The sequence below is a fragment of the Nocardiopsis nanhaiensis genome (genome assembly GCF_054778635.1).
The window spans coordinates 1-20,330 of record NZ_BAAGZJ010000091.1 but is presented as its reverse complement, the minus strand read 5'-3'; the positions used below and the strand labels follow the sequence as shown (position 1 = coordinate 20,330).

Below are 20,330 nucleotides of genomic sequence, written 5' to 3'. Positions count from 1 at the left end.
GTGCAGGGGACAGTCCGTACGGGGTGCTGCCCCTGCGAAGCACTGTCCTTAGGCGGCGATCGCGCAGGCCGTCTCCAAGACGAACCTCGACCACGGCCGGTGCGGGTCGTGCCCGGTCAGTTCCCGCACCCGCTTCAACCGGTAGCGCAGGGTCTGGGCGTGGACGTGCAGAAGGTCGGCCGCGGTGGTCGCCGCCCCTGTTCGGAAGTAGGTGCGCAGCGTCTCCAGGAGGTGCCGGTGCTCCTGCGCCAGCAGCGGCCCCAACACTGCACCGCGCACCGTGGCAGGGGTGATCGCGCCGCCGTTGAGCAGTGCCAGCACGCTCACGTCGGCGTCTCGCAGCAGGCCGTCCTCTCCGTGGGCGTGCGGGGGCGCGGTCTCCAAAGCACCGTCGGCCAGCCGGTAGGCGGCGGACAGGTCGCTCAGCCCGCGCGGTTCGAGCACACACCCGCGCCAACCCCGTTCGACCAGAACTCCGGCGACGCGGTCGGCGTCCTCGGCCGACACCAGCACCACCACCCGTCCCGAACGCGTGGTCACCAGGGGGTCTGCCCCTGCGGGCGCGGCCTCCGCCAAGAGCTCCAACCCCACCGACACCGTCAGGTGCTCCGCCAGGGCCCGCACCCGCTCGGCCGGTTCCCGCGCGGGCTCGGCGACCACCAGCACCGCGGGGTCGGGCGGCGCGATGTCCAGGGTCCGGGCCCGGTCCCGGATAGCGCCCTGGGAGGCCTGGCGTCCGATGAGCAGGTCGTCGAGCAGTGCGCGCCGCGCGCGCTCGCGGTCCGCGTCCAGCCGGTCGACGGCTTCGGCATGGCCCGCCGTCAGGCTCTCGGAGATCTGGTCGATGGAGGCCAACCAGAGTTCGCCCAGAGCGAACACGTCCGCCACGTCGAGCCTGTCGCCCGCCTGCTCGCGGAGGAGGCGCACCGCGGCGGCCGACCCGATCCGGTGCGCGCGCACCACGGCGCCGATCGAACGCCCGTCGGCTGCCCGGGCCCGGCCGATCCCCTTCAACCGCTCCACGTCCTCGGGCGGCAGCCGGGAGGCGCCGCGCACCCACAACTCCATCGACCGGGTGACCAACCAGCCGGTGATCGACCGGACCTCCGCCAGCTGGGATCCGTGCAGCGCCCGGTAGGCGGGAATCTCCGCGTACACCTCGGAGACGATCCGCTCCACGTGCGCAGCGCGCTCCCGCTCCAGCTCGGAGCTGACCCGGGCCCGCTCCTCGTGCCCCATCCGCCCCTCCTTCCCGCGCCCACGCCCGTGTCCGCTCCACACCCGGCTCCGGGCCGCCGATGGGCACTCCGCCCCGGCGCGCGCAGCCTATCGCGCACCCCACGGGCGTGTCCGAGACCGGCCAACCGGGTAAAAAGCGCGCACAACAGCGGCGCAGCCTGAGGACCCGGCCCCGTCCGACATGGCAGTATGCACACAGTCGCCCCGCGCAGCGGTGCGCAACCGGTGGGGGAGCCGGAGCACGGCGGGCGGGGGGAAGCCGCACGGGCGGAGCGGTCACGGGGAGGACGTGATGGCCGCCCCACTACGGTCCGGAGGGGCCGATCGGGGGATGACGGGGATGAGGACGATGACGGTTCCGGAAAGCACACTGAACAACGGGGTGCGGATCCCGCAGTTGGGCTTCGGGGTGTGGCAGGTACCCAACGACGCCGTGGTGGAGGCGGTCTCACACGCCCTCGCGGCCGGGTACCGCAGTATCGACACCGCGGCCGCCTACGGCAACGAGGAAGGCGTCGGCGAGGCGCTGCGCCGTTCGGGCCTGGAGCGGGAGGACGTGTTCGTCACCACCAAGCTCGCCAACCCGGACCAAGGCTACGAGTCCACCTTGCGCGCCTTCGACGCCAGTATGGAACGACTGGGCCTGGAAGAGCTGGACCTCTACCTCATGCACTGGCCGCTGCCGCAGAGCGACCTCTACGTGTCCACGTGGAAGGCGATGGAGCGCCTCTATGCCGAGGGCCGTGTCCGCGCCATCGGCGTGTGCAACTTCCAGCGCTCGCACCTGGAACGCGTCATGGAGGAGGGCGGTATCGCTCCCATGGTGAACCAGATCGAACTGCATCCGCTGCTCACCCAGGAAGAGCTGCGCGCCTTCGACGCCGAGCACAACATCGCCACCGAGGCGTGGAGCCCGCTCGGCCACGGGGAACTCCTCACGCACCCGCTCATCGAGGAGCTGGCCCGGGCACACGAACGCACCCCCGCCCAGATCCTGTTGCGCTGGCACATCCAGCTCGGCAACGTCGTCATCCCCAAGTCGGTGACGCCCGAGCGGATCCGCTCCAACTTCGACATCTTCGAGTTCGAACTCGCGGCGGAAGAGATGGCCCGGATCAGCGCACTCAACGAGGACCACCGGTTCGGGCCCGACCCGGACACCTTCGGCGGAGAGTGATCCGGGGCCGCACGAGAGCGTGCCCGCCGCTGGGGACGCACCCGTCAGCGGTCCTGCGCGACCGCGGTCAGCGCAGTTCGCGGTGCTTACGGGCGCCGGCCAGCACGGCGTCGATGCCGTGGCGGCGCACACGGGCGGTGTACACCCCGCCGCCGACGAAGATCGCGAGGACAAGCCCGACCACCGCAGTCAGGGTCAGGACGGACAGCACGAAAGAGATCATGCGCTCATCTTAGCCGCCCACTCCGGCGACGCTCTCCCAGGGGGCACGGCGCGCGAGCTCGAAGCGGTCTGAGCGCGAGGTAGAGGGAAGGGCCGACATGGACACACCCCACCAGATCATCAACCCGCTCACCCTGACCGATCCGGTGGGGTATTCGCACGCTCTCGTGGTCACCCCCGGCCGCACCGTGTACGTGGGCGGGCAGACCTCCCGCCGCTCCGACGGGGTACTGACCGGGGATTCGGTGGTGCAGCAGTTCGACCGGGCCCTCGCCAACATGGTCGAGGCCCTGCGTGCCGCGGGTGCCGAACCCGTGCACGTGGTCAGCATGCGTGTGTACACCACGTCGGTCAGCGTCTACCGGGTCAACCTCAAGACCCTGGGATCGGTGTACCGGCGTCACATGGGCCGCTACTACCCGCCCATGACGGTCGTCGGCGTCACCGAACTCTTGGAGGACGGTGCCCAGGTCGAGCTGGAGTGCACGGCGGTGGCCCCGGACGAGCCCGACAGTGCGGAGCTGTCACGGTACGCGTCGCGGGAACTGGTGGAGGACGTCGACAACGCCTTCGCCGACGCTTCCGAGGACGCCGGAGACCCCGCGGACATCCGGGAGCGGGCCCGCACCTGACCCCGGTGTCCTCGGAGCAGCCGCCGGAACCGAAGCGAGGGTCTAGAGGTAACCCAGGCGGGAGAGCTCGCTGCGTGCCACCTCGTGCACGTCGCTGTGGTTGCTCCGGCTCAACCGCTCCCGCCACGAACCCACCCCCCACGAGTCCTCCGTGAGCAGCTCGCTCGCCGACACCCGGGCACCGGTGAACTCGCGCAGCCGCCCGGCGGTCTCGACCTCGCCGCCGTGGACGTCCTCGTAGCGGACGGTCAGCAACTGGTCGGTCCCGATCTCCCTGCGCAGCCGCGCGGACATGCGCACCGCGCCCCGCCACCGCATCGCGCACTTGGTCGCGGTCGAGCCTTCGGTGAAGCCGCTCAGGTCCGACTCCTCCTCCAACCCGAAGAAGTGGTTGGGGAACTCGTGCTCCAGCTTCATGAAACTGGGCTTGAGCCAGGCCAGCGACCGCTCGTCCTCCATCATGTCGGCCACGACGTCGCGGCCGTCCCGGATGATCTGGATGAACAGCGCGTCCGGGAACGCGGCGTGCAGGGCGCTCGCCGAGTAGAGGAGATCGGGGCTGGCGTCACCGTAGCGGCGTGCTTCGGCGCTGTGCTCGCACGGCTCGGAGGCGGTGTTGGCGGGGATCCGGGCGCCGGGGACCGGACACTGTGGACAGGTCAGGGGGGTGAGGTGCCAGGTCTCGGCGTAGGCCTCGCGGAGCAGGCTGGCTGTTCCTGAGACCTTCTCCAGCGCCAGGGACGGGCGCCTGGCCACGGCGTAGACGGCGTTGAGCACGCCCTGCGAACCCGCTCCCATGTGGAAGCCGGGTGCGCGGGACAGGGCGCGGGCGATCACCGGAACCCCGGAGTGGGGTGCGCCCAGCACGAACACAGGACGCTGGACCTTGGTCCCGTTGACCACGAGGATGTAGGAGGGCTGCTTCATGATTGTGTCGATTTTTGCACCCTTTGCCCTTCTCGTGTGCATCGGCCGGGCTATCCGCCCGTGCGTCCCACGCGTTTCCCGAGGTTACGGTGTGGAATGGGCGCCGGAAGGTCGCTTCCGGCCAAGCCAGGGCAAAGCCGTGCCAGGGCCGCTGTAAGAATGGGGTATGGCCTCGATGACCGACGACACCGTGCCGTTCGCCGACCCGGAGGGGTTCGAACAGGCCGCTGAGCTACTGGCGTCCGCGCGACGCATCACCGTCCTGACCGGCGCGGGAGTGTCCACGGACTCCGGGATCCCGGACTTCCGCGGCCCGCACGGGCTCTGGACCACCAACCCCAACGCCCAGGCGATGTCGGACATCGACACCTACATGGGTGATGTGGACGTGCGCCGCCAGACGTGGCTGGCCCGCCGCGCCCACCGGGTCTGGGAGGCCGAACCCAACGCCGCCCACCGTGCGCTGGCGGAACTCGCCTCGTCCGGGCGGCTGCACTCGCTCGTCACGCAGAACATCGACGGCCTGCACCAGCGGGCCGGGGTACCCGAGGACGAGGTCATCGAGGTGCACGGCACCATGCTGCGGGTCATGTGCATGGCCTGCGGACTGCGCACCCCCAGCGCCGCGGTGCTGGACCGGCTCGACGAGGAGTCCGACCCGCGCTGCGTGGAGTGCGGCGGTATCCAGAAGTCCGACACCATCTCCTTCGGCCAGCTCCTGGACCCCGAGGTCATCGAACGGGCCACCCTGGCCGCCCGCGAGTGCGACGCCTTCGTGGCGGTGGGCACCTCCCTGACCGTCCACCCGGTGGCCGGGCTGTGCGACGTCGCCATGATGGCGCGGGCGTCGCTGCTCATCGTGAACGCCGAGCGCACGCCCTACGACGACTACGCCGGCGCCGTCCTGCACGACCCCATCGGCGGAGTCGTCCCGGCCCTGGTCAAGCGGGCCCTGGCGGGGTAGCGGGACGCCCCGGAAGGGGAGTGGGACCTCCTAGAGGCCATCGTCCAGGTAGTACTGGATGTCCACGACGCTGTGCTCGGTCTCTGGCTCGGGGAAGGCTTTGGGGGGTTCATGACTGGGGGCGGACCTGGAGGGCTCTCGGGTTTCGTCGGGCGGCTGCCTGAGCCGTCCCAGTACGTTTGCTGCTACCCGACTCCCCAGGTGTGGTTCTAGGAGAGACAGGACCTGCTCGACTTGGGTTATCGGGACGTGGGCGGTGCCGTCGGGGCCGATGCCCGCCAGCCGCTTGGTGACCAAGTGCCGGAGCCTGGAGAGGTATTCGGTGCCGCCCAGTGTGCTGGCGAAGTCCTCTGCTGCCTGCCTGAGGACAGGAATCTCTGACCTGAACAGGTCGGCACTGGGGAGAAGAAGCCGGTGATAGGCGTCCAGCCTTCGCTCTGTTTCCCCATGGACCGGGTTCAGTCTGAGCAGGAGGAGTTCGTGTACTGGAGACCAGGACCCCTCACCGATGCGAGGACCCCACTGCCAGGAGCCCAGGTCGGGGTTGACCGCTTGCAGATAGGGCACCAGGCCGACCATGAGACTGGCGGCGGACCCGTTGACGCGCAGAGCGATGGACCGCAGCAGCTGGGCGGTCCCCGTGCGGTACGGCACTTCAATCTGGTAGGGGTCGAGCACGGAGGCGTTCGGTATCTGCGCGGCGCCGCTCGATGCTGCGAAGCCCATGCCCTCCCCGACGTTGACCGGTGAGCGGTCCTCGAGTTGCAGGACGGACCTTCCCACTGCCAGGTGGCGGACCCGCAGCGCGTCCAACACCCGGAACCAGTCCGCCGAGGGCAGGGTGCGCCACAGGGAGGCCGCGGCCCGCCACTGGTACAGCGCGCTCGGTTCCGAGCCCGAGTCCGTGAACAGCTCTGCGAGATCCACCGGTTCGACTCGCGCGAGCAGGAGCAGGATCAGCAGGTTGGCCGTGTAGTGCGCCTGCCGACTGGTCAGGGGGAGCGTGCGGGGCTGGTAGGCGGAGTGCAGGTGGTCAGCGGAGGGATAGGGCGCCTGCTGGAAGAGCTCGATCAACTGTTCGCTGTAGTGCTCGCGCCGCTCCTCGTCCCCGCCGACATCCCCGCAGATCAGTTCCTTGAGGAAGTCGACGGTCCGCTCCCGGCTGGCGTAGGAGGCGAAGGACGACACCGCGTACAGGGTGCCGTCGCTGGCGGGTTCGGCCCAGGGGTCCTCTGCCTGGCGGATGCGCTGCTCCACCAAGGACCGCAGCGCCCCGGCCACCATCCTTGCCACCAGGTACTCGCCGAAGGTGGCGTGCAGGAACTCGTAGGCGCTCAAGGGCTCTTGGTCGGGTCCGCTGATCTTCGCCTGTGCCATGTGCACGAAGAAGAACCGGCCCAGTAGCAGGTCGGCGGCCTGGATGGGGAGATTGGCACCGGTCTCCGACCGCTGCTGAGAGCTGTCCAGCTTGAGTGCTTTGAGGTCCTTGCTCAGCTCCCTGGAACCCACGCTCTGGCGCTGACGGGTGAACATGGCCAGGGCCGCTGCCTCCAGGCGGCGCAACTCACCCTTGACTTCCCGCCTGAGGTCCGCCTCACTGAGCGCCTTACGGTGCTTGCGGACCTGTCGGCGGACGAAGGTGGTCAGCAGCCGTTCGTACAGCTGCCCCAGGGAGAGGCGGTCAGGGGCCTGCTGGAGGTCGTTGTCCTGTGCGTCGTAGACCAGCAGCATCAGCAGCAGCAAGGGCTGTCGGCTCAGCTCCGGATAGGCCAACAGCCGGTCCGCTCCGAGCGGCTGGAGGCCGGGGGAGCGGAACCGTTCCCGGTTCGCTTGGTTCCAGGCCTTGAGCACCCGCTGGATCTGCTCCTCGCTGAACGGCTCCAGCCGGATCACCGTGCTGTGCTCGGGAAAGCGGGCCCGGCTGGCGCTGAGTGTGCGGCTGGTGACGATCACCGCCACCGGCTGCCCCATGTCCTCCTGGTGGGTCTGGAGGTCGCGGATCTCCTCCAGGTAGTTGTGCCGTTCCACTCCCGCCGCTTGGAGGAGTTCGTCGAAGCCGTCCAGGATGATCACCGGAAGAGCGCCATGCGCCTCCGCTAGGAGGTCGGTCCAGCGGACCTGCTCGCGCAGGCTCTGTTCCAGCCCTTCCTCGATCTGGGTGTGGAGGGCGGCGTCGGCGCTGACCGAACGCAGCTCCACCCGGACCGTCAGGAAGTCCTCCGCGGGTAGCTGCGCGGCCAGGACTTCCGTGAGCTTGGACTTGCCCGCGCCCGGTTCGCCCAGGAGCACCGTCGGGTACCTGGTCATGTCCGGGTGGGTGAGGCGGGCGGCCAGGAAGTGTTGCAGGTCGGGGAGGAGCTTGCGCGCTTCCCACCTTTCCTCCCACCATTCCTTCGCGGAAGGCGTGTCACCTTGCTTCACTCTGGCCACACGGGCGCTCGGCGGTACGTAGCAATCGCTGAGCGAAGGGATCACCATCCCGGCGGGCAGGTCCTCGGGGAGTACGTCGTCCATGGGAAGCACGTGTTTGCCCAGCAGGGCCCGGTACTTGCGGGAGAGCCGGCTCCGCAGGTCCCCCACGGGCCTGCCCGAAGAGATCCGGCTGAGTTCCCGGTGCAGCCCGGCGAAGGCATCGCTGACCCGGTGCCGCGTCCGCTCGTGTTCGCGCAGCTGCGCCCACATTCCGAACTCGGGGGCCTCCGCGCAGAGCCTCAGGTAGTGGTCGCGGTAGGCCGACTGGGCCATCCGGGGGAGGCGCTGGCGCACGGCCGTGGCCAGTCTGCTGCCGTGCCCGGTGTCGACCCCGGCCCGCTCGGTGGCCGACAAGCCGCGGATCAGTTCGATCAGCGCTTCGGTATTCCGCCCCAGGACGTTCTCGGCCCGGGCCCACAGGGTGTCGTGGTCCCACAGGAAGTCTTCCGCGGGGGCGTAGACCTCGTCCGCCCGGAGTCCGCGCTCGACCAGGACCCGCTGCTCCTCCGCGGTCAGTTCCAGGTCCGCGGCGCGCAGGGGAACCCCGGCCTTGGCCAGTACGGTGTCGAGCGGTTCGAAGAAGGAGACGACGAGGAGGACCTTGTGCGCCGCCTCGATCTTCGCGGTCCGGGAGAGCCGGTCCGTGCCCCGCAGTTTCTCCCCGAACCCCTCCAGGGCCTTGCGCCCGTGCCTGACGAGCAGCTTCCGGGTGCCGAGGAGACCGGTGACGCCGAGGACGCCCAGACTTCCTTCGACCAGTTTCTCCGCGAAGTCCAGGAGGGGGCGGTCTTGTGCACCGAGGGTTTTCAGGGCGTCCGCGTAGCCGAGCTGCTTCGCCATGGAGGGGGTGGCCTTTCCGTTTCCGCCGGGGGCGTGGCTCGTCGCCACACTAAATGTGACGACGCGGGCACGGAAGCGGTTTCCACGGGCGCGGGAAAGGGGGCCGGGGGATCACTTCGGCCAGCCGGGCAGTTCCCGCAGGCGACCCAGGAACTCGGACTCGGCCGGCGACAGGACGCGGTCGCGGCGGTGGCAGGCCGTGATCGGCCGCCCTTCGCGTGACGGTTGTACGTCCAGCACACTGAGCAGTCCCGCGGCGACGTCTCCGGCCACGGCGTGCTCGGACATCAAGGCGAGTCCGAGCCCCGCCCGCACCGCCTGTTTGGCGGTTTCCGCACCCCAGATCTCGGCGGTGGCAGCCCCGGCCAGACCCCAGGACTCCAGGGCGGCCCACTGCTCCTCGCGGGTGGAGGAGCCGGGCTCGCGCACCAGGAACCGTTCCTCGGACAGCCGCTCGGGCGACAGGTGCGCGGTCCCGGCGAGAGGGTGCCCCGGTGCCGCACACAGCAGGAGCTGGTCCGAGAGCACCGGCTCGGTCACCAAGCGGCCGTCGGACGGGTCTCCGGCCACCACGGCCAGCCCGATGTCGCCCTTGAGCAGGGCGTCCTCCACCTGCCCGCTGTTGCCGACGAACAGGTCGAACTCGACCTCGGGGAAGTCCTCGCGGAAGCCCGCCGTCAGGGCCGGCAGCAGGTAGGTGCCGACCGTCGTCGTGCCGCCCACCCGCAACCGCCCCGCCCGCAGCCCCTGGACCTGCTCGATCGCGGTGACCGCTTCCTGGCTCAGAAGCAGCAGGCGGCGCGCGTACTGGGCCAGCACCTCCCCCTCGGCGGTGGGCCGGATCCGCGCACCGGAGCGATCGACGAGCGTCGCCCGCAGCGACGCCTCCAACTTCTTGACCTGCGTGGACACCGAAGGCTGGCTCATGTACAGCTGCTGTGCCGCGGCCGAGAAGCTGCCCTCCTCCACGACCTTGAGGAACACTTCAAGCCTGTGCGGATTCAACTGCGCCATCGTCCCCAGCCTCCCTCACCCCGACGGCGGCACGCCGGGCCGCGCCGCCGACGGGACCGCCCGTCGTGCCGCCGGCGGAACCGGGCCCGACCTCAGTAGGAGATGCAGGCCGACCGCCACTCGGTGTAGAAGTCCCACACCTGAGGAGAACACTCGGGAGCACCGTACTGCGAGAGCTTGGACCCCATGTGCGGCAGGTGGGCGTAGGCACCCACCCCGGGGCGGTTGACGTGCAGCATCCCCGCCTCGAACCGGTCCAGGGCCTCGAAGATCCGCGCGGTGTCCGCCGTGAAAACCGTCCCCGACATCCCGTAGCGCACCGAGTTGGCGATCCGCAGGGCCTCGTCGAAACCCGAGCACTCGATCACTGAGAGCACCGGCCCGAAGACCTCCTCCTGCGCGATCTCGGCGTCCCAGGCCACGTCGGCCAGGATGGTCGGCGCGACGTAGTGCCCCTCCGGCAGGGGACCGGCGGGCGGGTCGCCCCCGCACACCACCGTCGCCCCCGCCTGCCGGGCCCGGTCGACCGCGGTCAGGCAGGCCGTCCGCTGGGCGGCGGAGATCACCGGTCCGATGTCGGTGTCCGGGTCCTGGCCCGGACCCACCCGCATCGCCGACACGCGCGCGCGGAGGCGCTCCAGGAGTGCGCCCTTGACCGAGGAGTCCACCACGACCCGGCTGGTGGCGCTGCACCGCTGCCCGGACTGCCCGAAGGCGCCGTGCACGATCGCGTCGGCCGCCTTGTCCAGGTCGGCGTCGTCCAGCACCACCACCGCGTTCTTGCCGCCCAACTCCAGCTGGGTGCGCAGCAGGCGTTCGGCCCCGGCACGCTGGATCTCCCGGCCCACCGGCAGCGAGCCCGTGAACGACACCCCCGCAGTCCGCGGATGGTCGACCAGCGCCTCACCCGCCGCCCGGTCGCCCTGGACCAGGTTCAACACGCCAGGGGGTAGGCCCGCGTCCGCGAACACCTCCGTGAGCAGGGCCCCGGTCAGCGGGGTCAGCGGCGAGGGCTTCAGTACGGCCGTGCAGCCCGACAGCAGCGCCGGCGCCACCTTCCACATGGGAATGGCCAACGGGAAGTTCCACGGCGTGATGAGCGCGGTCACCCCGATCGGCTGCCGGAACGTGAACGCGAACGTGCGCGGCTCCTCTGCCGGGGTGGTGACCCCGTTGAGCCGACGCGCCTCCCCGGCGGTGAAGTCGAGGATGGCCAGGGCGCGGTCGACCTCCGCGCGCGCCTCGCGGACGCGCTTGCCCTGCTCGCGGGTGAGCGCGCGGGCGATCACCTCCTTGCGTTCGCGCAACAGGCCCTCCGCCCGGCGCAGGTAGTCGGCGCGTTCGATCGGTCCCGCGCCGCGCCAGTCCGGCCAGGCCCGCGCGGCGGCCTCCACGGCCTCCTCGGCGTCGGCCCCGCCGGACTCGGCGAACTCTCCGATGCGGTCGCCGGTGTCGGCGGGTGAGGTGTTGGTGCGGGCCCCACCGCTCTCCGCGGGGCGCCAGCTGCCGTCGATGAAGTTGCCCAGCAGGTGCGGCCGGGACGTCGGGTCGGCCTTGTAGGCGCCGTGTTCGGCGGTGGTGGGGTGTTCGGGCACGGTCGGTCTCCTGTCCGTGTTTCCCGCGGTGCTCCGCGGGCTGGTGGCGGGTTCGTGTGGCCCGGTCGTCGCTCGGTGGGTGCCGCGACCGGGCCGGGATCAGCCGGTGGCCGCGGTCTCGGCGGCCAGCCCGAAGGAGAGCGTCATTCCCGCGCCGCCCAGGCCGTTCACCACGGTGACTCCGGGCGCCGGGTGGTGCACCAGGTCCGCCCGTGCTCCGGGGATCGACGGGTAGATGCCGTGCCAGCGTTCGGTGACGCGCGGCCGCGGGACCCCGGTGAAGCCCTCGAAGTAGTCCAGGATGGCCCGGTCCACCTCCTCGCGCTCGAACGGATCGTGGGTCATCGCGTAATCGTGGCTGTCCCCGATGGTGATCCGCCCGTCCGCGGTCTGGGAGACGAGCACGTGCACGCCCTCGGCCCGCTGGACCGGCAGATCGCGGTCGAACCGGGCGCGCAGCGCCGCCAGCGACGGGCAGTGCGCGAAGGAGTCGTAGTGCAGCAGGGTCAGCCCGGCGCACAGGGCCGGGCCCAGGGCCCACCCCTCGGGTTGCGCCGCGGTGCGCATCATCTGGAGTTTGCACTTCTGGACGCCGGTGCCGTCGAACGACTCCGGGAACAGCGTCTGGAAGTCGCTCCCCGAACAGACGAAGGCCCGGTCGGCCCGCCACGTACCCTCCGTGGTCTCGATCCCGGGCAGGTCGATTCCGGTGACCGCGGTGCCGAAGCGCAGCGCCACCCCGTACTCGCGCTCCAGTAGTTCCGCCACGGCCGGGATCGCGGTCCGCGGGTCGACGTTGAGCTCCGTGGGGCTCCACAGTGCGCCCCGCAGCTCCTCCGGGCGCAGGGCGGGACTGGCGGCGACGGCTTCGGCGGCCGTCATCATCCGGCTCCCGTGCTCCACGGCGTGCGGCGAGCTGTCCAGGAACTCCTCCACGACGGCCTGTTCCTCGGGGGAGCGGACCGCCAGGAGCGACCCGCTCTCCGCACACCACATGCCGGTGCGCTTGGCCACGTCCAACCAGGTCTCCCGGCTGCGCATGGCCCGCTCGTACAGTGCCGCGGACTGCCCGACCGGCCAGACGAGGCCGAAGTTGCGGATGGAGGCACCCACCGCGCGCTCGTCGCGTTCGAAGAGGACGACCCGGGAACCGGACCGGGCCGCGGCCAGTGCGTGGGCGAGTCCGACGATGCCCCCGCCGACCACGGCGACGTCGGCGGTCCGGTCGCGGTGGTCGGGTTCGTTCGTCCGTCCCGAGGGGCGGGGGCGGCCGGAAGGGGCTGTGCTGTTCATGGAGAGGGCCTTTCGGTGCGGGCTGCTGCCGGGGTACGACCGTGCTGGGATCAGCCGGTGGCGGCCGTCTCCGCGTCCACCACCCGGTCCAGGGCCACCCAGTAGGCGTCGAAGTTGCGCAGGCGGTGCCCGGGCGGCAGGTCGGCCACCGGGCGGTTCACGATGAACGGCACCTTCTGCTCGGTGAGCCCGCCGTGGGACCGCAGCGGCTCGTCCAGCTGGGACAGGTCGTGCCGGTCCGGCGTGGTGCCGATCGCGGTGTCGATCTCGGCGACCAGCACGAGGTCGCCCAGGCGGTCGGCGGGCAGCTCGAAGGCCGTGCTGGCGGTGTCCCGGTCCAGCACCTCGGCGATTCCGGGCAGCTCGGCCAGCCGGGCGGCCACCCCGGCGGGGTCCTGCGACGCCGCCCCGCTCAGGTGCACGGTGGCGAAGGAGCCGAGAGCGCCGTGGTGCACGGTGTAGGGGTCGGTGATGGGCAGGATGACGCGACTGATTCCGGGGCCGTACCACCCGTCCAGCAGTTCCTGCGCGTACACGACGTTGGGGACCCCGTCGGCGTCGGACTTGCGGTTCATCCCGTGGTCCGCGGTGATCACCAGGACCGCCCCGAGGTCGTGGATCCGGCGGAAGTAGGCGTCGAGCATCGCGTAGAAGTCGTCGGCCACCGGTGAACCCGGTGCGTGCTTGTGCTGGATGTAGTCGGTGAGGGAGATGTAGGTGAGGTCGGGGCGGTCTCGTTCGAGTACGGCGGTGCCCGCGGCCATCGCGAACTCACTGAGGTCGGCGCTGTAGACCGACGGCAGCGGCTTGCCCACCAGGTCGAGTGCAGCTTCGATCCCGTTGTCGGCGAGGGTGACGGTGTCGGCCTTCTCCGCCGAGAAGCAGACCCCCTTGCCCTGGAGTCCCTGGCCGAGCAGCCTGCGGAGCTTGTCCTTGGCGGTCACGACCGCGACGGACCTTCCTGCTTCGGCGAAGGCCGCGAAGAGCGTGGGCGCGCGCAGCAGCGAGGGGTCGTTCATCATCACTTCCTCGCCGCTGGCCGAGTCGAGGAAGTAGTTGCCGCAGATCCCGTGCACCGACGGCGGAACGCCGGTGGCGATGGAGAGGTTATTGGGGTTGGTGAACGAGGGCATGGCGCATTCCGCGTTCAGGAAAGTCCCGCCCTGCTCCCGGAGGCCGGACAGAAAGGGCATGCGCCCGTTGGCTATCGCCTTCTCGTGGTAATCGGGTTCGCTCCCGTCGATGCAGACCACCACGGTCGGTGCGGTGGGGGACGGGTAGTTCCGACCATTGACGGACGCTGACTTCTCGGGCATCGCGCACCTTTTCTGTGGATTCACCAGGGGTGCGCACGGAAAGGGGCAATGGAATATCAATTCCGGTCCGGTCCCGTGCGAAACCCAGCGCTGTCATCTATGACCTGCTGTATTTCTAACAGCCAGGGGTTTCGCGCGGAACCCGGAAACTGCCTATGCGCCCCATAGCCGAGTGCGTATGGGGTGCTCGTCCCGAGGCCGGTGCCGTCACCGGGGCCGGTTCAGGGCCCGGCGGAGCCGCTCTGTGCCTCGGACAGGCGCGCCGACCGGACCGGGACCGAGGGGTCGGTGGCGGGCGTGGACGAAGCGGCCCGCTCCGCGGCCTCCCACTTGCCGAGGAGCTTCCACGCGGGGATCCCGATGTGCGGCTCCAGGGCCTCCAAGAGGGTGTGCACGGCGTCCCGGTCGACCTGCGGCCCTTCGACGACCCGCTCGCAGCCGCGCAGGAAGCCGGTCACGGCCTGTTTCAGATCATCCTTGCCCGCCCCGTCCTCGGGCCACAGGTGCAGGTCCTCCAGCGCCTGGCGGAGAACGGTCAGCTCGACCCGGCCCAGCCCGGAGGTGGACAGCAGCCGCTCGTAACCGCGGATCCGCTCACCGATCCGGTCCGCCGGGACCAGGCCGATCGGCTCCAAGCGCAGCCGCAGCACCTCGTGCGCCTCGACCCACGACTGGTCGGTCTCCCGGTCCGAGTACCAGGTCGCCAGGTCGTCGGAGACGAACCGCAGGTACGGGGTGAGGATCAGGGCCAGCCGGGAGGCCGTGCCGTTGGCGCGCATCGCCATCGACCGCAGCAGTCTGGCGGTGACCGTTCCGCTGGGCACCGTCACTTCGTACGGGTTGATGTTGGCCGGTTCGCCGTCGGTGTCCGAGCGCAGTTCGAACCCCACGCACTCGCCGAGGTTGAAGGGCTCGCCCCGCTCGCGTTCCAGCACGGTCACGGGAGTCTCGCCCTCCCAATAGCCCAGGTGGCGCAGGCGCATGGTGTCCAGGATCCCGAACCACTGGGCGGCGGGCAGGGCGCGCCACAGGGACACGGTCCGCCGCCAGTCCTGCCAGGGGTCCTGGCGGTCGGGGAAGAGGTCCGCCAGCTCGATGGGCTCGTCCCGGACCAGGACCAGCAGGGTCACCAGGTTCGCGGTGTAGCGGGCCTGGCGCTCCGTGACGGGCAGGCGCCGCGGTTCGTACTCGGCGAAGGAGCGGTTGGGTGCGGGGAAGGGAGCCTCCCGGAAGAGCTCGAGGAGGAGCTCCTGGAGTTCCTCGGCCAGTCCGGGGTCCACGGCGAAGCGCCGCCCAAGGAGTTCGTCGAGGAAGGCCACCACCTTGTCCCGGCCCGCGTAGGCGGCGAAGGAGGCCAGCGCGTACAGCTCGCCGTCGTCCAGGTGTGCGGTCCGACTCCGGCGCCGGGACGCCCGGGACCGGTCGTCGGCCAGTTCCTCCAGTGCCGCGACCACCGTGCGGGCCACCAGGTACTCGCCGAAGGTCGCGTGCAGGAACTCGAAGGCGCTGTTGGTGCCGTCGGTGGTACGGGCGCGTGCTTCGTGGACGAAGAAGAACCGGCCCAGCACCTGGTGCGCGGGGGCGATCTGGCCGTGCAGGTCGGTGTTGTCGGGCATCTCTGCGGCTTCAGGCATCAGGACGGCCAGGTCCTGGTCCAGCTCCTCGGCGCGTACGCTCTGGCGGCCCCGGGCGAACATCGCCATCGCGGCCACCTCCAGGCGCCGCAGCTCGTCCTCGACCGCCCGCTCCAGGTCCCGGCCGCCCAGGTGGGGCCGGTGCTTGTCCACCTCGCGCCGGGCGAACATCGTGAGGAGCCGTCCGTACAGTTCGCCGTGGGAGAGGGCCTCCGAGGCCTGGAGTAGGGCGTTGCCGTGGGCGTCGTAGATGAGCAGCATGAGCAGGAGCAGCGGCTGCTCGGCGAGGTCGCGGTAACGGAGCACTACCTGCGGGGTGAGGGGGCTCAGCCCGGACGCACCGAGGGCACCGGAGTTGGCCCGGTTCCACACGGCCAGCATTTGCTCGATCTGGCCGTCGTCGAAGGGCTCCAGGCGGATGACCGTGGTCAGGGACGGGAAGCGGGTCCGGTCGGCTACCAGGGTCCGGCTGGTGACGATCACCGCGACCGGCTGGCCCATGTTCTCCTGCTTCTCCTGGAACTCCTGGACCCGTTCCAGGTAGTCGGAGCGGTCCACCCCGGTGGCCTGGAGGAGTTCGTCGAAGCCGTCCAGGATGATCACCGGCAGCGCACCGTCGGCGTCGTCGGACAGGTCCCGCCAGGAAACCGAGGCGTGCAGGTCGGCGGCGAGCCCTTCCTCGATCTGCGTGTGCAGCGGGGCGTTGGGGCTGACCGCTCGAAGCTCCACCCGGACGGGGAGGAAGTCCTCGGCGGGCAGCTGGGCGGCGAGCACCTCGGTGAACTTGGACTTGCCCGCACCGGGGTGGCCGAGGATGACCAGCGGATGCTCAGTGGCTCGCGGGTGCGTAACCAGGGACGCCACGAGCGACTGGAGGTCGCCCTGGACGGGGAAGTCCAGCCACCAGTCATCGCGTGCCGGACTACTGCTTTCATTGATCAGGGTGACTCGCCCCTGCGGCGGGATATAGGCCTGGCGGAGAGAGGGAAGCGCCAGACCGGAGGGAACGTCATCGGACCGCAGGACAGGTCGGTTGAGTACCGCCTGGTATGAGGCCGCGAGTTCCTGCCTTCGTCGGGAGACGGGGCGTCTGGAACCGATGCGGGATAGTTGTTCGTGTAGCTCCGCGAGGCCGGTACCGATCTTCTCCCGGGTGTTTTCGTGTTCGCTCGCGTCCAGCCACATCCCGAACTCCGGGACCTCGCCCCCCAACCGTCGCATGTTCCCGACCAGACGTTCGGCAGCCCTACTGGGCAGGACACGCTGGAAGCGCCTCATCAGGGGATGTTCCCGGGTGATCCGATGCCGTTCGGTCACTTCGAGTGCACAGACGAAGTCGGTGAAGGAGGCAACGGCACCTCTCATCGGCATGACCGCCACCGAGCTATGTGATTTCCGGTTGCCGGTGTGCGTGATCGGAAACGATGGGTGTGTTCCGGGGAGCGCGACCAAGTGGTCGCGCAAGAGCGAGTACTGCTCCTCCGAAGTGATCTCCAGATCGTTCAGCCCGAAAGGCATCGCGACTTCCTCGAATATGTCCTCCGCGGCCTCGAAGAAGGACGAGACCACCAGGATCTGGTGTGCCGCCTGGACCCTCTCCGTCCGGGACAGCCGACTCTCGCCCCTCAGCTTGCTGCCCAACCCCTCCAGAGCCTTGCGCCCCTGGCTCACCAGCGCCCCGCGGACCCCGAACAGTCCGGGAACGCCCACCAGCCCCATCCCGCCGTCGGCCACCTTTTCCGCGAGGTCCAGGACCTTCGAGTCGTTCTTGCCGAGGATCCGCAGCGCGTCGCTGTAGCTGAGCCGTTTCGCCATCGGTTCGGGGCCTCTTCCGCATCCGTGGGACGTGACAGGGGTGGGGGAACGCGGTCGGACCCGGCACCGGGGGAGGGGCCGAGTCCGCACGTCAGAAGGGGTTTCGCCAATATGAATGCATGTGGTGAGGGGTGCTCACGGAGCGTGTGATGCCCTAGGGCAGCTGCCAGTTCACCGGTTCGGCGCCCTGGTTGGCCAGCAGCTCGTTGGTGGTGCTGAAGGGCTTGGAACCGAAGAAGCCGTTGCGCGCCGAGAACGGGCTCGGGTGCGGGGACTCCACGCACGGGATGCCCGGCATCATCGGCCGCAGGTTGCGGGCGTCGCGCCCCCACAGGATGGAGACGAGAGGGGTGCCGCGTTCGGCCAGCGCCCGGATGGCCTGCTCGGTGACGGCCTCCCAGCCCTTGCCGCGGTGCGAACCGGCGTTGCCGGGGGAGACGGTCAGCACCCGGTTGAGCAGCAGCACGCCCTGCCGGGTCCACGGCGTGAGGTCGCCGTTCGAAGGCATGGGTACCCCGAGGTCGTCACCCATCTCCTGGTAGATGTTGCGCAGACTGGCGGGCAGCCGCACGTCCGGGGCGACCGAGAAGCTCAGCCCGACCGCGTTGCCGGGGGTCGGGTAGGGGTCCTGTCCCACGATGAGGACCCGCACGTCCTCGAAGGGCTGCTGGAAGGCGCGGAGGACGTGGTCCCCGGAAGGTAGGTAGGTGCGTCCGGCGGCCACCTCCTGGCGGAGGAAGTCGCCCATAGCGGCGATCTGCGGGGCGACCGGCTCCAAGGCCTTCGCCCAACCGCTGTCCATGATCTCGTTCAGGTCCCGTGTCGGCATGGCCAGCACCCTAGCGCCAGACAGGGACACCCAGACCCGTTTCGGACCATCCGTCCGAAGATCTCCGCCACACTGCCCCGGAGCTCCCCGGTGGACGTACGGGGCCATAGAGCCCACTCACCACTCAGCGGTGGGCGCGCTGTTGCCAGCGGTGCAGGTGGGAGCGGATGCCCCGGGTACTGGGCGCGTCTGTGCCGTGCAATCCCTCGTGGTGGGCCAGCAGGGCCTCGTAGTGGCGGACCGCCTCGGTCACCTTCCCGGAGTGGCCCAGGTACGCGGCCTGGTAGTGGCGGGCGCGCAGGGTGGCCGGGTCGTTGGCGCCGCGCATCCGGACCAGGTCTGGGACCAGCTTTTCCAGGAGTTCCACGGCACGGTGCGGATCGCCGGACTCGCCGAGCTCGAAGGCCAGGTACAGCCGCGTGGTCTGCACCTTGTCCGAATCCGCACCGTGGGCGGCCACCAGATCCGGGACCAGGTCCGCGTGGGTCCGGGCGGCCAGCCCGTGGTCGGCGGCCCGGCCGGCGTTCGTGGCCAGGTAGTACCGGGCCGCCAGGGACTCCGGGTGCTGGGACCCGTACACGCGGACCAGGTCCGCCACCAGCGGTTCGAAGGTCCGCACCGCGCGGGCGTGGTCACCGCTCTTTCCCGTCGCGTACGCCTCCCGGCGGCGGGCCCGCAGGGTGTCGGGGTGGTCCGGGCCGAAGGCGGAGGCGAGGAGCGGCAACAGGGTGCGCAGTTCCTCGGCGGCCCGGTCGTAGTCGCCCGCGTCCGCCCGCTCGCGAGCCGCATCCACCAGCTCCCGCAGCCGGATCGGGTGCGCGTCGGTGCCCGAGGAGGACCGCTGCGGCGCTTCCTCCGTGTACGGAAGCGTGCGGGCCAGCCCGGGCACGGGTCCGCGGGCGGGGTTCACCGGTGGCAGGTACGGGGCCAGCCGGTCCCTGACCTCCTCCGCGTCGGCGGGGCGGTCCTCGGGCCGTTTGGCCAGGAGTGCGCTGACCAGATCGGACAGGTCCGCCGGGATTTCGGGACGCACGGCCGCTGCCGACGGCGGAGGCTCACCGAGGTGCATCCGCAGCACCGCCAGGCGGTTGGGGTTCCGGAACGGCGGCTCCCCGGTCAGCAGCTGGTAGAGGATGGCGCCCAGCGAGTACAGGTCGCTGGGCCGGTCAACCCGGTCGCCGCGCACCTGCTCAGGCGACATGTACAGCGGGGTACCCACCACTTGCCCCGTCCGGGTGATGCGCTCGCTGCGGGTGGCCGCGGTGAAGGCCGCGATCCCGAAGTCCAGGACCTTGAGGGTGCCGTCACCCGTGCCCTCTTCGACCACCATCAGGTTGCCCGGCTTCACGTCGCGGTGCACGATCCCGGCCGTGTGCGCGGCACCCAGGCCCGACGCGGCCTGGGACACCAGCGCGGCGGCCCGGCCCACCGGCAGCGGACCGTCCTCCCGGAGCACCGAGGTCAGCGGACGGCCGGGCACGAGCTCCATCACGGCGAAGACCGGCCCGGCACCGCGCCCGTCGTCGGCGCCCTGGCCGAAGTCGTACAGGATCACCACGTTCGGATGCCCCGCCAACCGTGCGGTCACCCGGGCCTCACGGCGGAACCGGGCCACGACCTGGGCCGAGTCCACCCTGCCCGGCCGGATCAGCTTCACCGCCACCGGCCGGTCCAGCACCTCGTCGACCGCGCGCCAGACCTCCCCCATACCGCCCGCGCCAAGGCGGGCGAGGAGTCGGTAGCGACCGTCCAGGACCCGTTCCTCCGGCACCCGCACCTCTCACCGTCGACCCGCGGCTGTGACCACTGTGCCCGTGCGGCCGTTTCCTGTCGCCCCGGGCACACAGGGCGTTAGCGTACAACTGCTGCCGCTACTGTGTTCCTAGTGCCGACGGCGCGCAAGTACCCCCTGTGTGGAATGAGTGTCAGAGCCGTGAGCCTGAATCTCTACGTTGGTCCGGACCCCCATCCGGACAAGTACCGACTGGTCCGGTCGGTGGGGCGCGGCGGCGAGGCCACGCTCTACCTGGCCGAAGTCAGCCTGGCCGGACAGACCGAGCCGGTCGTGGTGAAGGTCCTCAACTCAGATGTCACCTCGAACGAGGAGCAGTTCGCCGAGCTCAGCGCCAAGTGGAGTGAGCAGGCCGAACTCCTGCGCTTCATCAACCGCCTCGGCGTGGTGGGTGTACGCGAGCACTTCGAGGGCGCACCGGAGCACCCGGCGGAGAGCCCGGACCCCTCTGTGTCAGGCTCAAGTGGGACACCAAGGGATAACCTTCACTAACTGACACAAGCAGGGCGAGAACAGGCAACCACCACGGTGACAATGACCAACCACGACCTCCACACCAACGATGAAGG

Annotated in this window: 15 protein-coding genes; 4 read left to right on the top strand and 11 right to left on the bottom strand. The window is 70.3% G+C overall.

Features of this window, described 5'->3' with window-relative positions; genetic code table 11:
* Positions 1-48: 48 nt before the first annotated feature.
* A complete protein-coding gene (locus ACYVD1_RS29460) occupies positions 49-1,239 on the bottom strand; it encodes a PucR family transcriptional regulator (RefSeq protein ID WP_460777781.1) in 1,191 nt (396 codons plus the stop codon).
* Positions 1,240-1,588: 349 nt separating this feature from the next.
* On the opposite strand from ACYVD1_RS29460, the gene ACYVD1_RS29455 reads away from it, so the two are divergent.
* Positions 1,589-2,416: an aldo/keto reductase gene (locus ACYVD1_RS29455; RefSeq protein WP_460777780.1), complete on the top strand. Its 828-nt coding sequence runs from the start codon at positions 1,589-1,591 to the stop codon at positions 2,414-2,416.
* Positions 2,417-2,483: 67 nt separating this feature from the next.
* On the opposite strand, the gene ACYVD1_RS29450 is transcribed toward ACYVD1_RS29455, so the two are convergent.
* Positions 2,484-2,639 carry a hypothetical protein gene (locus tag ACYVD1_RS29450; RefSeq protein WP_460777779.1) on the bottom strand — a complete coding sequence of 52 codons (156 nt, stop codon included), beginning with the start codon at positions 2,637-2,639 and terminating at the stop codon, positions 2,484-2,486.
* 97 nt (positions 2,640-2,736) lie between these two features.
* On the opposite strand from ACYVD1_RS29450, the gene ACYVD1_RS29445 reads away from it, so the two are divergent.
* On the top strand, positions 2,737-3,270 hold the full coding sequence (locus ACYVD1_RS29445; RefSeq protein ID WP_460752425.1) for a RidA family protein: 534 nt from the start codon (positions 2,737-2,739) through the stop codon (positions 3,268-3,270).
* A gap of 42 nt (positions 3,271-3,312) precedes the next feature.
* Here the strand turns inward: ACYVD1_RS29445 and ACYVD1_RS29440 are convergent, their stop codons facing one another.
* The gene (locus tag ACYVD1_RS29440) at positions 3,313-4,197 is read right to left on the bottom strand and encodes a sulfotransferase family protein (RefSeq protein WP_460777778.1); all 885 of its coding nucleotides are present in this window, start codon (positions 4,195-4,197) and stop codon (positions 3,313-3,315) included.
* A gap of 166 nt (positions 4,198-4,363) precedes the next feature.
* On the opposite strand from ACYVD1_RS29440, the gene ACYVD1_RS29435 reads away from it, so the two are divergent.
* Positions 4,364-5,161 carry an SIR2 family NAD-dependent protein deacylase gene (locus ACYVD1_RS29435; protein WP_460777777.1) on the top strand — a complete coding sequence of 266 codons (798 nt, stop codon included), beginning with the start codon at positions 4,364-4,366 and terminating at the stop codon, positions 5,159-5,161.
* 30 nt (positions 5,162-5,191) lie between these two features.
* Here the strand turns inward: ACYVD1_RS29435 and ACYVD1_RS29430 are convergent, their stop codons facing one another.
* The 8 genes from ACYVD1_RS29430 to ACYVD1_RS29395 form a co-directional block, all read right to left on the bottom strand.
* A complete protein-coding gene (locus ACYVD1_RS29430) occupies positions 5,192-8,473 on the bottom strand; it encodes an NACHT domain-containing protein (protein WP_460777776.1) in 3,282 nt (1,093 codons plus the stop codon).
* A gap of 111 nt (positions 8,474-8,584) precedes the next feature.
* Entirely contained in the window at positions 8,585-9,487 is a 903-nt protein-coding gene (locus tag ACYVD1_RS29425; RefSeq protein WP_460777775.1) for a LysR family transcriptional regulator, read from the bottom strand.
* Positions 9,488-9,579: 92 nt separating this feature from the next.
* Positions 9,580-11,082, bottom strand: coding sequence for an aldehyde dehydrogenase family protein (locus ACYVD1_RS29420; RefSeq protein WP_460777774.1), 1,503 nt, complete (start codon positions 11,080-11,082; stop codon positions 9,580-9,582).
* Positions 11,083-11,181: 99 nt separating this feature from the next.
* Complete coding sequence (locus ACYVD1_RS29415; RefSeq protein WP_460777773.1) at positions 11,182-12,375, bottom strand: TIGR03364 family FAD-dependent oxidoreductase; 1,194 nt, start codon at positions 12,373-12,375, stop codon at positions 11,182-11,184.
* A gap of 50 nt (positions 12,376-12,425) precedes the next feature.
* The gene (gene phnA / locus ACYVD1_RS29410) at positions 12,426-13,691 is read right to left on the bottom strand and encodes a phosphonoacetate hydrolase (protein WP_460777772.1); all 1,266 of its coding nucleotides are present in this window, start codon (positions 13,689-13,691) and stop codon (positions 12,426-12,428) included.
* A 221-nt stretch (positions 13,692-13,912) separates the two neighbouring features.
* Positions 13,913-17,140, bottom strand: a complete 3,228-nt coding sequence (locus tag ACYVD1_RS29405) for an NACHT domain-containing protein (RefSeq protein WP_460777771.1) — start codon at positions 17,138-17,140, stop codon at positions 13,913-13,915.
* A gap of 154 nt (positions 17,141-17,294) precedes the next feature.
* Entirely contained in the window at positions 17,295-17,969 is a 675-nt protein-coding gene (locus ACYVD1_RS29400; RefSeq protein ID WP_460777770.1) for a uracil-DNA glycosylase, read from the bottom strand.
* A gap of 124 nt (positions 17,970-18,093) precedes the next feature.
* A complete protein-coding gene (locus tag ACYVD1_RS29395; RefSeq protein WP_460777768.1) occupies positions 18,094-19,740 on the bottom strand; it encodes a serine/threonine-protein kinase in 1,647 nt (548 codons plus the stop codon).
* Between the two features lie 162 nt (positions 19,741-19,902).
* On the opposite strand from ACYVD1_RS29395, the gene ACYVD1_RS29390 reads away from it, so the two are divergent.
* Positions 19,903-20,253 (top strand): hypothetical protein, encoded by a 351-nt coding sequence (locus tag ACYVD1_RS29390; RefSeq protein WP_460777767.1) that lies wholly within the window; start codon positions 19,903-19,905, stop codon positions 20,251-20,253.
* Positions 20,254-20,330 lie beyond the last annotated feature (77 nt).

Excerpts from the sequence above, each read along its gene's own strand:
- ACYVD1_RS29460 (WP_460777781.1), bottom strand. The coding sequence starts at position 1,239 with ATGGGGCACGAGGAGCGGGCCCGGGTCAGCTCCGAGCTGGAGCGGGAG.
- ACYVD1_RS29455 (WP_460777780.1), top strand. The coding sequence starts at position 1,589 with ATGACGGTTCCGGAAAGCACACTGAACAACGGGGTGCGGATCCCGCAG.
- ACYVD1_RS29450 (WP_460777779.1), bottom strand. The coding sequence starts at position 2,639 with ATGATCTCTTTCGTGCTGTCCGTCCTGACCCTGACTGCGGTGGTCGGG.
- ACYVD1_RS29445 (WP_460752425.1), top strand. The coding sequence starts at position 2,737 with ATGGACACACCCCACCAGATCATCAACCCGCTCACCCTGACCGATCCG.
- ACYVD1_RS29440 (WP_460777778.1), bottom strand. The coding sequence starts at position 4,197 with ATGAAGCAGCCCTCCTACATCCTCGTGGTCAACGGGACCAAGGTCCAG.
- ACYVD1_RS29435 (WP_460777777.1), top strand. The coding sequence starts at position 4,364 with ATGGCCTCGATGACCGACGACACCGTGCCGTTCGCCGACCCGGAGGGG.
- ACYVD1_RS29430 (WP_460777776.1), bottom strand. The coding sequence starts at position 8,473 with ATGGCGAAGCAGCTCGGCTACGCGGACGCCCTGAAAACCCTCGGTGCA.
- ACYVD1_RS29425 (WP_460777775.1), bottom strand. The coding sequence starts at position 9,487 with ATGGCGCAGTTGAATCCGCACAGGCTTGAAGTGTTCCTCAAGGTCGTG.
- ACYVD1_RS29415 (WP_460777773.1), bottom strand. The coding sequence starts at position 12,375 with ATGAACAGCACAGCCCCTTCCGGCCGCCCCCGCCCCTCGGGACGGACG.
- phnA (WP_460777772.1), bottom strand. The coding sequence starts at position 13,691 with ATGCCCGAGAAGTCAGCGTCCGTCAATGGTCGGAACTACCCGTCCCCC.
- ACYVD1_RS29405 (WP_460777771.1), bottom strand. The coding sequence starts at position 17,140 with ATGGCGAAACGGCTCAGCTACAGCGACGCGCTGCGGATCCTCGGCAAG.
- ACYVD1_RS29400 (WP_460777770.1), bottom strand. The coding sequence starts at position 17,969 with ATGCCGACACGGGACCTGAACGAGATCATGGACAGCGGTTGGGCGAAG.